Below are 13,831 nucleotides of genomic sequence, written 5' to 3'. Positions count from 1 at the left end.
CAACAACCCGGTAGATACGCATTATATTATAGGCAGCGTGGTAGGACCGCATCCTTATCCCGATATGGTGGCAAGGTTCCAGAGCATTATCAGTGAAGAAATACGCTGGCAGCTAAAAGAGCATACCGGCAGTGAGCTCCCCACGCATGTGGTGGCTTGCGTAGGCGGCGGCAGCAATGCGGCCGGTGCATTTTATCATTACCTGGAAGAATTTGCGGTGCAATTGGTTGCTGTGGAAGCGGCTGGCTGTGGTTTGAGGAGCGGTATGAGCGCAGCAACCACCCAATTGGGTAAGTCAGGTATTTTGCATGGCAGTAAAAGCCTGGTAATGCAAACCGAAGACGGGCAGGTAGTGGAGCCGCACAGCATCTCAGCAGGGTTGGATTATCCGGGTATAGGCCCTTTGCATGCGCATTTGTATGAAACCGGGCGGGCCTTATTTTTAAGTGCTACGGATAAGGAAGCTATAGATGCGGCCTTTGAGCTCACCCGCCTTGAAGGGATCATACCCGCTTTGGAAAGCGCACATGCCATAGCAGGACTCCATCAGTTGCATCTCACAACAAGGGATACTGTAGTAGTTTGCCTGAGCGGCAGGGGCGATAAGGATATGGCGGCGTATATGAAAGCGATGGGGGAGGGGGAGTAAGTGGTGAGTGGTGAGTGCCCGCCCGCCTGCCCGCCTGCGCTATTCAGGCGGGGCTGAACACCCTGCCCGAATCTGGTCAGACGGGCGTTCGGACGGGGTAAGTGCGTTGATAAGCTGAGTTTTGACAAAGATCCATGCTCCCATCTCAAATCAAAAAATCTCAAATCAGAAATCCAAAATGAGTAGAATACAGGATCTGTTTAAAACGAAAAGTGGTAAAGTGCTGAATATTTACTGTACCGCTGGCTATCCGCAACCGGATAGTACATTAAAGGTGATGAAAGCCCTGCAGGAAAATGGTGCGGACATCATTGAACTGGGCATGCCTTACAGCGACCCGTTGGCCGATGGCCCGGTTATACAGGAGAGCGGCGGCGTGGCATTGCAGAATGGCATGACCATTAAAGTGCTTTTTGAGCAATTAAAAAAGATGCGGGATATGGCCGGTAGCAGTATCACGGTTCCTGTGATTTTGATGGGTTATATGAATCCCGTTTTGCAATACGGGTTTGAAAAATTTTGTGCTGATGCTTCGGCAGCAGGAGTTGACGGATTGATATTGCCCGACCTGCCTATCCGCGAATTTGAAACCGAATATGGCTCCGTGATGAGAAAGTACGGATTGGATTTTATCTTTTTGGTTACGCCTGAAACTTCGGGAGAGAGAATCAGGAAGATTGATGCATTGAGTACAGGCTTTATTTACGCGGTTTCTTCTTCATCAACCACTGGTAAAGACAAAAACTTTGCGGAAGTGGAATTGTATTTACAAAGGCTGCAGGATATGCAGTTGAAGAATCCTGTGTTGGTAGGTTTTGGCATAAAAGATAAAGCCACCTTTCAATCGGCCTGCAAATACGCCAGTGGCGCTATTATCGGGAGCGCTTATATAAAAGCTCTGGATGGCAATCCGGATGTGGAGTCAACAACGAAAAGTTTTTTGGAAGGCATATTAAAATGAGAGCGGAAAACGGGATTCGAACCCGCGGCCTTCAGTTTGGGAAACTGATGCTCTGCCAACTGAGCTATTTCCGCAAAAAAAATAAAGTTACAATGAATCTGGTAATTATAAAATATAATGCGGGCAATATACAATCGGTTTTATATGCACTGGAACGCATTGGGCTGGAAGCGAAGGTTACCGACGATGTGGAACAGATCGGCAGTGCTGATAAAGTAATTTTTCCCGGAGTAGGTGAAGCCAGCAGCGCCATGCGGTACCTGAGGGAACGGAATCTGGATGAAGTGATCAAAAATCTTGCACAGCCGGTATTGGGCATTTGCCTGGGTATGCAGTTGATGTGCAGGTTTTCCGAGGAAAACAATACAACCTGCCTGCATATATTTGACGAAGATGTGAAACTTTTCAAACAGGTGCTACAACAGGATGGCAATATTAAAATACCGCAGATTGGCTGGAATAATATTTATGATCTTAAAACGGGATTGTTTAATAACGTTCCTGAGGATAGCTACACTTATTTTGTGCACAGCTATTATGCGGCCTTAGGTGTGCATACCATCGCTACAACCAATTATATCGTTCCTTACAGCTCAGCACTCCGTAAGAATAATTTTTATGGTGTGCAGTTCCACCCCGAAAAGAGTGCCGGTACGGGTGAGCAGATCCTTAAGAACTTTATTGAACGCTGCAATTAAAATCATACAGTATATACAATAATATGGAAATCATACCTGCTATTGATATCATAGACGGCAAATGCGTTCGCCTCACACAGGGCGATTATGCGCAGAAGAAAATATACAATGAACGTCCGCTGGAAGTAGCCAAACAATTTGAAGATGCCGGCTTGCGGCGACTGCACCTGGTTGATCTTGACGGGGCTAAAGCAGGGCAGGTAAAGAACTGGAAAGTGCTGGAAACAATTGCCGGAAAAACAGGGCTCACTATTGATTTTGGGGGAGGCATCAAACAACAGGAGGATGTAAGTATTGTTTTTAATTCGGGCGCTGCACTGGCTACTGTTGGCAGCATAGCCGTTAAAGATGAAGCTGAACTGGTAAAATGGTGTATGATTTTCGGGGCAGATAAATTTTTATTGGGTGCCGATGTAAAGGACGAAAAGATAGCCATTGGAGGCTGGCTGGAAACAACGGATATATGGGTATACGATTTTATGGAAAAATATATTGGGCATGGTATAAAGCAAATATTTTGCACCGATGTAAGCAGGGATGGAAAGCTGGAAGGCCCTGCAGTAGCGCTGTACAAAAATATTATTCAAAAGTTTCCTGCGCTGCATTTTATCGCCAGCGGCGGCGTAAGTTCCATTGATGATCTGCATGCATTGCGTGATGCCGGCTGCAAAGGGGCGATAGTAGGCAAGGCGATTTATGAGGGAAGAGTGGGGCTGAAGGATTTGAAAGGTTTATAGTTTGTTGTTTATGGTTTATTGTTAGTACCTTAATTATAAGATAAAGACAATAAAGAAAGACCAGCTATGCCAACCATTTTGAAATTTGAAGAACTCCAAATCTGGAAAGATGCCAGATTGCTTTCAGCTCATATATTTCAATTGACACAAAGAGAATGTTTTTTCAGGGAATTCAGATTTAAAGAGCAAATAAAGTCTGCCGCAGGGTCAGTGATGGATAATATTGCGGAAGGCTTTGAGAGATCATCCAGACTGGAGTTTATTAATTTTCTCAGCATTGCTAAAGGTTCTTGCGGAGAAGTGAAGTCGCAACTCTACAGGGCATTGGATCAAAAATATATTTTAAGTCATGAATTTCAAACTTTATACGATGAATATGATAGGCTAAGCTCAGGAATTGCTGCTTTTACTTTGTATTTGAACAAATCGAATATAAAAGGGCAGAAATTTAAAGGAAGAGATTAAGCTGCTAACCACAAATAATAAATTACAAATTTTAAATTCCTATGCTTTCCAAACGCATTATTCCCTGTCTTGATATTAAGGATGGACGCACGGTAAAAGGCACCAATTTTGTAAATCTGCGGGATGCAGGCGATCCTGTGGAACTGGGTGCCTTGTATGCCAGGCAGGGCGCCGATGAGCTGGTGTTCCTGGATATTACCGCAACGGTTGAAAAAAGGAAGACTTTAAGTGAGCTGGCCAACCGCATAGCACATCATATCAATATCCCTTTTACCGTAGGTGGCGGCATAAGCAGTGTGGAAGATGTAAATGTATTGTTGCAGAACGGGGCGGATAAGATCTCTGTAAATACAGCGGCTTTTAAAAACCCGCAACTGATCAGCGAACTGGCAAAGGAATTTGGAAGCCAGTGCGTGGTGCTGGCCATAGATACCCGCAAAGAAGAAGACGGTGAATGGTACGTATATCTTAATGGGGGAAGAACGAAAACTGGAATGAGATGCGTGGATTGGGCGAAGCAGGCGGCAGAACTGGGCGCGGGGGAAATACTCTTAACGTCTATGAACCATGATGGCACCAAACAGGGCTTTGCTCTTGACATTACACGCACACTATCAACACAATTACCCATACCCGTTATTGCCAGCGGAGGCGGTGGAACCATGGAGCATTTTGTAACGGTTTTTAATGAAGGCAAAGCCGATGCCGCATTGGCCGCGAGCATTTTTCATTTTAAGGAAATAGCCATTCCGGAGCTTAAGCAGTTCTTGTTTGAAAACAATATCCCTGTACGCATGCTGCAGGAAACATAAATACATAATGAAGGGGGCGAATCTTTGCAAATAGCGATCAGGATGCTGAACGGAGCGTCGCAACGAAAGCTGCATCAGGTTGTTGCAGCCGGTAAAATAATACACTCCCGTAAGCTTTGGATATCCGGTCATAGAAACCGGTTTATTGTTTCGGCTTCTTAACATTTGCCGCATTGGAACATATGGCTTTTAATATACGCTGTGTTTTGCTATGATCCTGTTATGTCTGTGTGTTGAAGAAAAAATTCTCACATACCTTACGGGATGTTGTTGTATTAATCCATTACAACGGTTGCACTGCTGATGGCAAGCCCGCTGAAACAGCCTGTTACATTATTTCCGCGGATGTTGCCCGTTAAAGATACAGGGGTAGACAGCGGGCCATTGCTGTTCCGCGCTTTGTTGTAGCTGTCCCAGAAATTATACACATCTCTTGTTACGTTGGCCATATAGTAAGTGATGCTGTCTCCCTTCACAAACCCATATGAGTTGGTAAGACGCATATAGCTGCCATTGTTATTTTCATCCGAGTTGATGATCCTTTTGCTGGTACCCAGGCTGCCCCAGCCAAAGCTTTCTTTGTTATCACTGTGCCGCCAGTAAAACAACTGGCAGTTACCGGTAGTATCAGGATCTTTAAAATGCACGGTAATGCGTCCTTTGCTGCTTCCATCTTTATCGGTATAATGATAGCTGGTGCTCAGCTGGTTTATTGGTATTGGATGCAATAAAGGAGTAGTGGCGGTATACGCTTCTCCGTTTACTTCAATCTCCAGCAAATAATATTTCCCTGAAATTCCCTGCAGGGCCTGTGCAGGGTCGGTTTGCAGTTTGGGGTCGGTATAGATCCCGTTGCTGATACCTGCCGGTACGTTGGGGAGCGTGGTTTCTTTTAAAATTACAGTGGAGTTCGTGTCCCATACAATCGTGTTGTTCTGCATCAAGCTGCCTTCTGATATTTTAACGAGGGCATTTTTTACCGGGATGCCGGTGATTTCGGTATTTTCGGTGGTTTGGCTTTTGCTGAGGATCACATAGTTGTATTCTGGTATTCCAGTGTTAATGTAGGCTTCCACTACCAGTAGAGGCTCGTTGTGGTCAAGACCTATATCAAAGTTTTTTTCACAACCTGTAAAAAGCAGCAGCATGCCAGCCATTGCCATGTTCAGGGCCGGGTTACAGATGCGGTAATTTAATTTGTTTGGGTTTACCGGCTGGTAAAAATGCAGCGTATTCTTTGAATCATTCATACCTCAGAATTTAAAATTCCATCCGATAGCAGGAGTAATGGGAAAGAGGTACACCATTTTCCCCTGCAGGGATCTTTCAGATTGATCGATGTCCATATAAATAAAATAGGGGTTTTGCCGGTTATATACATTGTATATATTGAAATTCCAACTGCTGCTGAACCGCTTTTTTTTCTTTGTCCTCGGCGTATAGGTAGCGCAAATATCAAGGCGGTGATACGAAGGCAGGCGATAGTTATTGATCTCCTCATACTGGTTCATGCTGGTGAACGATGCAGTGCGCTGGCTTACGTTGTATCCCACATTATAATTAACCCTTCCTGTAGGCATGGTAAGTGCGTTGCCGGTGCCAAACACAAAAACTGTCGAAAAGTTCCATTGCCCGCTCAGGGTATAATTGCCAACGATGCTCAGGTCGTGTGTCCTGTCGTAGCGGTAAGGAAACGGTTTGCCGTTGTTCATTTCAGCATACTTCCTTTGTGTTTTGCTTAGTGTGTAGCCTACCCAGCCTGTTAATTTTCCTTTTTTCTTTTCGGCATACAATTCTATTCCATATGCTTTGCCCTGTCCGAACATCATTTCGCCTTCAATATTCTGGTTGAGCAATAGCTGGGCCCCCTGCTTAAATTCTATCTGGTTGTGCAGCTTTTTATAATAGGCTTCCAGGTTGAACTGGTACATGTTGTTGAGCGTACTCCTGAAATAGCCTATCGAAACCTGCTGTGCAATACCGGGCTGAACAATCTGCCCGGCCGGTATCCATACGTCGCTGGGAAAGGTTGCACCGCTGGTAGTGGCCAAATGCAGGTACTGGATGGTTTTGGTGTACGAAAGCTTTATGCTTGATAGAGATGATATTCTGTAATCCAGGTTTAAGCGGGGTTCAGGGTATTGGTAACGCGCTATGCTTTCACCTTTCCTGTATGATTCAGTTTCACCCGTCGGGTTGCCATTGTTATCGTATATTACCCGTTCAGTGGGACCTACCTGGTTAAAATAACTGTATCTTAAACCGGTTGTGGCACTAAGGCGCCTGCTTATCCTGAAATTTGAACTCAGATAAACAGCTGCTTCCCTGGCAAACTGATTGTTTATTTTTGTTTTAAACTCCTGGATCCCTTTTGTAATATCGCCTGCGCCCGGTTTGAACCGGTGCCAGATGTACTGAAAGCCCCAGTTGAAGCTAAGTTTACGGGACGGCGAATAGTTCCAGTCGTTTTTAACCTGGTAATCATTTACAGCAGATGTAAAAACATAATCCGAGAGATCATACCCGTAGTAACTGTCCAGGTTAAACGCATTATACACCATTGAAAAGGATTGTTTTAGTTTTCCCCGCAGCATTTGTTGCTTCCAGGTGAGGCCGGCAATGCTGTTTCCCCAGTCGGCGTTGAATAAATTGTTTTTATCGTCGGTGTAGGAAAATTTATCCTGCCCGTTATAAAAAGTAAATAGCAACTTGTTGTTGTGGCTTATTTCATAACCGGCTTTTGCATTTATATCATAGAAATAATATCCGTTGTTGCCGATCTTTTTCTTTGCAAAGACTTTTGCTACCTGGTCAATATAGGTTCTGCGGCCACTTATAATGAAAGATGCTTTGCTTTTAACCAGAGGCCCTTCTATCGAAAGTTTAGAGGATATCAAACCGATACCTCCGCTGATTTTCAGTGAATCTTTATCGCCTTCACGGGTGTCAATTGATATGACGCTGCTGAGCCTGCCGCCATAGGCGGCATTCATATCGCCTTTTTTAACACTTACACTTTTTATGGCTTCGCCGTTAAATACGCTGAAAAAACCCAAAAGGTGGTTTGGATTGTAAACCGGGATATCATCCAAAAGAACCAGGTTCTGATCGGGTCCCCCGCCTCTTACATATATGCCTGAACCCGCTTCTCCCCCGCTTTTTACACCGGGCAACAGCGTAATTGTTTTTAAAGGGTCTGTTTCGCCCAGAATAACAGGCAGCTTTTTCAGTTCATCAATATTTAAAGAATAGAAGCCCATTTCATTTTGGCTGCTGCTTTTTTCTGCAGTAACAACAACATTGCTGAGTTCGTTTTCTTTTTGAATAAGCATTATATTGATGGTAGTATCGGAAAGCAGGTTGATGTGCAGCAAACGGCTGTAATAGCCAACCGCGCTGGCCTCCATCAGGTAATTCCCTTTTGTGAGAACCTGTCTCAATTTTCCGGATGAATCGGCGAGTACGCGCCGCCCGTTTATTTCAACGGTAGCATTGCTAACCGGAATTTGCATGTTGTTTACAATATGGATGCCTACACCAATGGTTTGGGCATTTGCAGTGTAAATGCATGGTAAGGAGCAAAACAATAAAAATCCTTTTACAAAACAATATGTTGTTCTGAGATTGCGCATGCCAGTATTCACATTTAAAATGATACGAACGGACAACCTTTGTGGTTATGCCGGAGTTTTTGGCATGGCTTTTCACACGGATCGGGTGCTTCATGAAGTTCAAAGAAAGAGCTACAAGATATTTATTTTAGTTAATTATTGTACGATCCTGTATTTTTTTTTCGGCTGTTTATGCCCGTTTTGAAGTATTAATGTTGCAGTAAATTGTAAGACCATGATTAACAAACTATTAAGGGTAAACACGTAGGCGTTGACAAATGATACTTTTTATGGAAGCAGGTGAAATGCGTCCTCAGGAGTTGCTTTTGTAGCAGTAAAGAACCTGGGATTGGTCTATTTAACGCCATATTCCGGGGGTACTGCATTATTACGATCTGTAAGGAAAGAGTTCAACAGCATTACATCGCTAAATATTTTTACCATGCCCAATCCTCATCCTGCGGTTTGTTACCCCGGTCTAAGGAGGGGTCTGTGCCCTACGCAATGCATGTTTTTAGGAATATGAAAGTTTGAAATGCCCCGTCTTTATTGCTGCATTTCCGGCTATTCCTTATTTTATATCTTTGCCGCTCAATAATGAACATGAATATCGATTTTAAAAAATACAACGATGGATTGGTACCGGCTATCGTTCAGGATAGTGATACACAGAAAGTGCTGATGCTGGGTTTTATGAATGATGAAGCTTTACAAAAAACCATGAAGGAGGGGAGAGTTACTTTTTACAGCCGGAGTAAAAAAAGACTATGGACAAAAGGCGAGGAAAGCGGGAATTTCCTGGAGTTAAGATCTGTAGCTGCCGACTGCGACCATGATACGCTGCTGATCAAGGCCCATCCTCTGGGGCCGGTATGTCATACGGGAGCGGATACCTGCTGGTCTGAAAAAAATCACAACGAAAACTTTTTGCACTACCTTGAGGATATTATTGAGCTGCGCAAAAAAGCAACGCCTGAAACATCATATGTAGCATCGTTGTTTTCGAAAGGCATCAATAAAATTGCGCAAAAAGTAGGTGAGGAAGCGGTTGAAACGGTCATTGAAGCCAAAGACAATAACGATGGACTGTTCCTCAACGAAGCAGCGGATCTGCTGTTCCATTATCTCATTCTTTTAAATGCAAAAGGGTACAGGTTGGAAGATGTTACCCATGTACTGCAGGAAAGGCATTCGGGATAGAGAATCTACATGGCGGCTATGGATGAGAGAGAAAGGTGTAAAATATAAGGTGTGAGGTGTAGTGCTATAATATTTACTCCTTCGGATTTGCATTATATTTGTTGCTTCCTTTTGAATCCCTATTTTTACGCACAATTTTAAATACCACGCTATGTCTTACAACCTTTTAAAAGGAAAGAAAGGAATTATTTTTGGTGCGCTGGATGAGAAATCCATTGCATGGAGAACAGCATTGAAATGTCATGAAGAAGGTGCTCAATTGGTGCTAACCAATGCGCCGGTTGCTTTGCGGATGGGTGAGATCAATAAACTGGCTGAAGCAGTAAATGCTCCCGTTATAGGCGCCGATGTAACGAACATGGATGACCTGAAGAAATTGTTTGAAGAAGCAATTGCTCATTTTGGTGGCAAAATTGATTTTATACTACACTCGATAGGGATGAGCCTTAACGTAAGAAAAGGCAAATCTTATACTGAACTGGATTACGGGTTCAATCAAAAAACACTGGATATTTCTGCTATGTCGCTTCACCGCGTATTGCGTACAGCGTGGGATATGGATGCTCTGAATGAATGGGGCAGCGTTGTGGCGCTTACTTACATAGCTGCACAGAGAGTATTTCCGCATTACAGTGAAATGGCCGACGCCAAAGCATTACTGGAAAGCGTTGCACGCAGTTTTGGTTATCACTATGCCGTTAAAAAGAAGGTAAGGATAAATACGGTTTCACAATCTCCTACCCGCACTACCGCCGGAAGCGGTGTTAAAGGCTTTGACGGGTTTATCAATTACGCCGAAAAAATGAGCCCTCTCGGTAATGCTTCCAGCGATGACTGCGCTAACTATTGCGTGTCGTTGTTCAGCGACCTTACCCGTATGGTGACCATGCAAAATTTATTTCATGATGGCGGCTTTTCTTTTATGGGCGTTACACAGGAAGTATTGAACGAAATGGAAAAATAAGCAGCAGCCGTTACTGGTAACTGAGCCATAATAACTGTCCAAATAATATGGCTTCCAATATGCGTTGAGATAATCCCCGCAGTTTAAATCCCGGCAAAGAGGTTAAAATTATACAAACGACCAGGAAGCCAATGATCCACAAAGGCTCAATAAAATTGGTCGTGAGTAAGAGATGTCTGTTCCTGTTCAAAAAATAAATACCGCCGGCATATTCAATAAACCCGCCAATATTATGAACGGTTTGATTGGTGCTTCCGCCCAGGGGCGAACCCGGATCGCAGGGGAACAGGGCAGAGATCAGATATCCCGCTCCAAGACAAAATGAAAGCGCTTTTGTATTCGCATTGCCGCTGCTCAGCATTCCAAATAAGATCAATAACAATCCCACAGGTAAAAATAAACCCAGGTTAGCAGCCCTGCTGTTAACCGCCCCTTCTTCACCCAATTCGCTGATGGTGTGCTTAAGATGACTGTAGCACGGTCTTTGGAAAGCAAAATAAACGATGCCCGAAACAAGAAAGATAATGACAGTATACAGCAGAGCAATGATCAATATAATCGTTTTAAAAAATGAAAGCAGGTAAATACGATTTGCTTCAGTCAGTACAATGGCATTTTATATCCGTATATTTCTTGCACTATTATTCATCCAGGAATTCATCAATATCCCGGCGCTCTTTTTTAGTAGGCCTCCCCACTTTACTTAGGCGCTTGCCTGTATGAAAGCTTGATGCCTGGTATTGCAGTCTTTCTGTTTCCTCTGCCGGAGTAATATCTATATAATATTTAATTGCTTCACTGTATTGGACGCGGTTGTGCAATAACCCTGTTACCCTGATGCGCCAGCGTTTGGCTTCGGTCTTTATCTCATATTCATCATCAGTATGTACATTGCGTGAAGCTTTAACGCTGCTGCCGTTGTATTTTACTTTTCCTTTATCACAGGCTTCTGAAGCCAAACTGCGTGTTTTAAAAATGCGGATAGCCCAGAGATATTTGTCTAACCGTAATTTTTCCTTAACATCATTCATGATCATGCTTTCATTTCATTGTTGCAATTTACATCATAGTTTTTACGTGAAGCAGTTGATGGGCATACAGATTTCCCGCATTCATCTGCATCTCTTATTTCACCATTCATCAATTCTTTGTTCATTATAAGTATTTCTCTTTTAAATTTACCATTAAATTATTCCCCGGCTATGAGGTACCCTTCCTGCATTGCAAAAAGTATTGTCATTATTTGTTTAACGTGCTGTGCGTCTGTTGCATCTGGCCAGTTTAAGTCCGGAAAGATAAACTGGACAGCCGATGGAACGGGTCTTTATGAAATACAGGATAATATGCTTCTTCGGATCGATCCCTTGTCGGAACAACAGGTTACAGTACTGGCTACTGCTGCGCAGCTTACGCCCACGGGAACAAATGAGCCTTTAAAAATCGCCGGTTTTGAGGTTAGCAGTGATGATAACATTCTTCTTATCTTCACCAACACGGCAAAGGTATGGCGATACAATACAAGGGGTGATTACTGGGTACTGAACAGGGGCACAGGACGATTAAAGCAGGTCGGCAAAGATAAGCCTGCTCAATCCCTGATGTATGCCAAACTCTCACCCGATGGAAGAAAAGTAGCGTATGTAAGTGACCGCAATATTTATGCAGAAGATATTGATTCCGGAAATATTATTGCATTAACAACCGATGGCAACCGCCGGCTTATCAATGGCACTTTTGACTGGGTATACGAGGAGGAATTTGGGTGCAGGGATGGTTTCAGGTGGAGCAGCGACAGTAAAAGTATTGCGTACTGGCAGGTAGATGCCCGTGATACACGCGACTATTTAATGCTGAATACAACAGACTCTATTTATTCATTTGTTGTTCCTGTTGAATATCCCAAAGTAGGACAATCCCCATCGTCGGTTCGTATTGGCGTGGTGGACGCAACAGGTGGTACTACCAGGTGGATGAACATTCCGGGTGATCCCGAACAACATTACCTGCCCCGTATGGAATGGGCCTCCGGCAATCAATCACTCATTGTGCAGCAATTGAACAGGTGGCAAAATGAAAGCAAATTGTACATATGCAGTATATCTGACGCATCCGCAAAAACCATATATACCGAAACAGATAAAGCATGGATTGATATCAAATCGCGGTGGAACGATGGTGACCCCGGGGGTTGGGAATGGTTAGATAATGGGGCGTCATTTTTATGGGTGAGTGAAAAAGACGGCTGGCGTCATATTTACCGTATTAGCAGGGATGGCAAAAAGGAAACGTTGCTAACGAAAGGCAATTACGACGTGGAAACCATCAGCGCAACTGATGAGAAGAACAATTATGTATATTTTATAGCATCCCCTGAAAGTGCTATACAACGTTACCTGTACCGCACCAAAATGGATGGGAAAGGCAGGATGGAGCTGGTATCACCGGCCGCTTTAAAGGGAACACATGCATATGAAATTTCTCCCGGCGCTCAAATTGCGCTTCATAAATTCAATAACCGGAACACGCCTCCTGTGAGTGAATGGATCAGGTTGCCGGAACATACTCCGTTTCAGAAAACCCAAAGCATTGAAGCGCGCATTAAAACGGTGGACAGAAGAAACCTGGAATTTTTCACCATCACAACAGAAGATAATGTAACGATGGACGGATGGATAATAACCCCCGAAAACTTTGATTCATCAAAAAAATATCCCATACTCCTGTACGTATATGGGGAACCGGCCAACACTACAGTTGAAGATGAATTTTCAACCGGTAGCAACCGTTTATTTGACGGCGATCTTTCTAAAAGCAGCTACTTCTATGTATCCTTTAATAACCGGGGCACACCAACATTAAAAGGATCAGCATGGCGTAAAGCTATCTACCGCGATATTGGTGGCATCAATATCCGCGACCAGGCCATGGCTATGAAAAAGCTATTGGCACAGCGACCTTATTTAGATACGGCCCGTGTGGCAAGCTGGGGATGGAGCGGAGGCGGCTCAACTACTTTGAACTTGCTCTTTCAGTATCCTGATATTTTTAAAACAGGCATCGCTGTTGCAGCATTAACCAACCTGCTTACCTACGACAATATTTACGAGGAACGGTACATGGGTCCACCTCAGAAAACCAAAGCAGATTATATCAAAGGATCACCCGTTACCTATGCCAAAAACCTTCGTGGCAATTTATTGTATATACATGGTACAGGAGATGATAATGTACATTACCAGAATGCCGAAATATTGCTGAATGAACTTATTAAATACAATAAGCAATTCCAGTTTATGTCGTATCCAAACAGAACACATGGCATCAGGGAGGGAGAAGGAACTACCAAACACTTACGTACTTTATTCACCAATTATTTGTTGAAGTATTGTCCGCCGGGAGCGAGGTAAGCGATTTGAGATTTGAAATTTGGGATTTAAAACTTAGGATGCATCCTGGAGCTTACGTTCAGATGCGGTGCTGACCCCTCGGGTGCCGGCCGCAAAACGGTCGGTACGCGCCAGCGTCAGATCGTTTTGGATGCACTAAATTCTATGGTCAGTCTTCTGAATTATTTTATTAAAGTTTGGGGTGCTGACCCTCCTCACGTCGGGTTCCGGCCGCAAAACGGTCGGTACGCACCAGCGTCAGATCGTTTTGTTGTACTAAATTCTATGGTCAGTCTTCTGAATTATTTTATTGAAGTTTGCGGTGCTGACCCTCCTCGCGTCGGGTGC

Annotated in this window: 14 protein-coding genes and 1 tRNA gene; 9 read left to right on the top strand and 6 right to left on the bottom strand. The window is 43.8% G+C overall.

What is annotated here, in order from left to right; genetic code table 11:
* Both PLH26_RS13945 and trpA read left to right on the top strand, forming a co-directional pair.
* On the top strand, positions 1 to 649 hold a 649-nt coding region (locus PLH26_RS13945), incomplete at its 5' end, for a pyridoxal-phosphate dependent enzyme (RefSeq protein WP_324586641.1).
* Positions 650 to 827: 178 nt separating this feature from the next.
* A complete protein-coding gene (gene trpA / locus PLH26_RS13940; RefSeq protein WP_324586640.1) occupies positions 828 to 1,610 on the top strand; it encodes a tryptophan synthase subunit alpha in 783 nt (260 codons plus the stop codon).
* A gap of 1 nt (position 1,611) precedes the next feature.
* On the opposite strand, the gene PLH26_RS13935 is transcribed toward trpA, so the two are convergent.
* A tRNA-Gly gene (locus tag PLH26_RS13935) sits at positions 1,612 to 1,684 on the bottom strand.
* A gap of 18 nt (positions 1,685 to 1,702) precedes the next feature.
* Between PLH26_RS13935 and hisH the strand changes: the two genes are divergently transcribed.
* From hisH to hisF, 4 genes are all read left to right on the top strand, one after another.
* Positions 1,703 to 2,308, top strand: a complete 606-nt coding sequence (gene hisH, locus PLH26_RS13930) for an imidazole glycerol phosphate synthase subunit HisH (RefSeq protein WP_324586639.1) — start codon at positions 1,703 to 1,705, stop codon at positions 2,306 to 2,308.
* A gap of 23 nt (positions 2,309 to 2,331) precedes the next feature.
* Positions 2,332 to 3,045, top strand: coding sequence for a 1-(5-phosphoribosyl)-5-[(5-phosphoribosylamino)methylideneamino]imidazole-4-carboxamide isomerase (gene hisA, locus PLH26_RS13925; RefSeq protein ID WP_324586638.1), 714 nt, complete (start codon positions 2,332 to 2,334; stop codon positions 3,043 to 3,045).
* Positions 3,046 to 3,111: 66 nt separating this feature from the next.
* Positions 3,112 to 3,510, top strand: coding sequence for a four helix bundle protein (locus tag PLH26_RS13920; RefSeq protein WP_324586637.1), 399 nt, complete (start codon positions 3,112 to 3,114; stop codon positions 3,508 to 3,510).
* A 41-nt stretch (positions 3,511 to 3,551) separates the two neighbouring features.
* Positions 3,552 to 4,322, top strand: coding sequence for an imidazole glycerol phosphate synthase subunit HisF (hisF, locus tag PLH26_RS13915; protein WP_324586636.1), 771 nt, complete (start codon positions 3,552 to 3,554; stop codon positions 4,320 to 4,322).
* A gap of 275 nt (positions 4,323 to 4,597) precedes the next feature.
* Here hisF and PLH26_RS13910 read toward each other — a convergent pair whose 3' ends face one another.
* Both PLH26_RS13910 and PLH26_RS13905 read right to left on the bottom strand, forming a co-directional pair.
* The gene (locus PLH26_RS13910) at positions 4,598 to 5,572 is read right to left on the bottom strand and encodes a DUF4249 family protein (protein ID WP_324586635.1); all 975 of its coding nucleotides are present in this window, start codon (positions 5,570 to 5,572) and stop codon (positions 4,598 to 4,600) included.
* Positions 5,573 to 5,575: 3 nt separating this feature from the next.
* Complete coding sequence (locus tag PLH26_RS13905; RefSeq protein WP_324586634.1) at positions 5,576 to 7,954, bottom strand: TonB-dependent receptor; 2,379 nt, start codon at positions 7,952 to 7,954, stop codon at positions 5,576 to 5,578.
* 582 nt (positions 7,955 to 8,536) lie between these two features.
* On the opposite strand from PLH26_RS13905, the gene hisIE reads away from it, so the two are divergent.
* Positions 8,537 to 9,133: a bifunctional phosphoribosyl-AMP cyclohydrolase/phosphoribosyl-ATP diphosphatase HisIE gene (gene hisIE / locus PLH26_RS13900; RefSeq protein ID WP_324586633.1), complete on the top strand. Its 597-nt coding sequence runs from the start codon at positions 8,537 to 8,539 to the stop codon at positions 9,131 to 9,133.
* A gap of 151 nt (positions 9,134 to 9,284) precedes the next feature.
* Positions 9,285 to 10,097, top strand: coding sequence for an enoyl-ACP reductase FabI (locus tag PLH26_RS13895; protein WP_324586632.1), 813 nt, complete (start codon positions 9,285 to 9,287; stop codon positions 10,095 to 10,097).
* A 10-nt stretch (positions 10,098 to 10,107) separates the two neighbouring features.
* Here the strand turns inward: PLH26_RS13895 and PLH26_RS13890 are convergent, their stop codons facing one another.
* The 3 genes from PLH26_RS13890 to PLH26_RS13880 all read right to left on the bottom strand — a co-directional run bounded on the left by PLH26_RS13890 (position 10,108) and on the right by PLH26_RS13880 (position 11,253).
* Positions 10,108 to 10,650, bottom strand: a complete 543-nt coding sequence (locus tag PLH26_RS13890; RefSeq protein WP_324586631.1) for a DUF998 domain-containing protein — start codon at positions 10,648 to 10,650, stop codon at positions 10,108 to 10,110.
* A gap of 88 nt (positions 10,651 to 10,738) precedes the next feature.
* Complete coding sequence (locus PLH26_RS13885; protein ID WP_324586630.1) at positions 10,739 to 11,128, bottom strand: RNA-binding S4 domain-containing protein; 390 nt, start codon at positions 11,126 to 11,128, stop codon at positions 10,739 to 10,741.
* A gap of 2 nt (positions 11,129 to 11,130) precedes the next feature.
* Positions 11,131 to 11,253: a hypothetical protein gene (locus PLH26_RS13880; protein ID WP_324586629.1), complete on the bottom strand. Its 123-nt coding sequence runs from the start codon at positions 11,251 to 11,253 to the stop codon at positions 11,131 to 11,133.
* 187 nt (positions 11,254 to 11,440) lie between these two features.
* Here PLH26_RS13880 and PLH26_RS13875 point away from each other — a divergent pair, with 187 nt between their 5' ends.
* On the top strand, positions 11,441 to 13,504 hold the full coding sequence (locus PLH26_RS13875) for a S9 family peptidase (protein WP_324586628.1): 2,064 nt from the start codon (positions 11,441 to 11,443) through the stop codon (positions 13,502 to 13,504).
* Positions 13,505 to 13,831 lie beyond the last annotated feature (327 nt).

This window comes from Agriterribacter sp. (assembly GCF_035444585.1).
In the GTDB taxonomy this organism is placed as follows: domain Bacteria; phylum Bacteroidota; class Bacteroidia; order Chitinophagales; family Chitinophagaceae; genus Agriterribacter.
The sequence above is the reverse complement of the archived record's forward strand: the minus strand, read 5'-3'. Positions and strand labels throughout refer to the sequence as shown.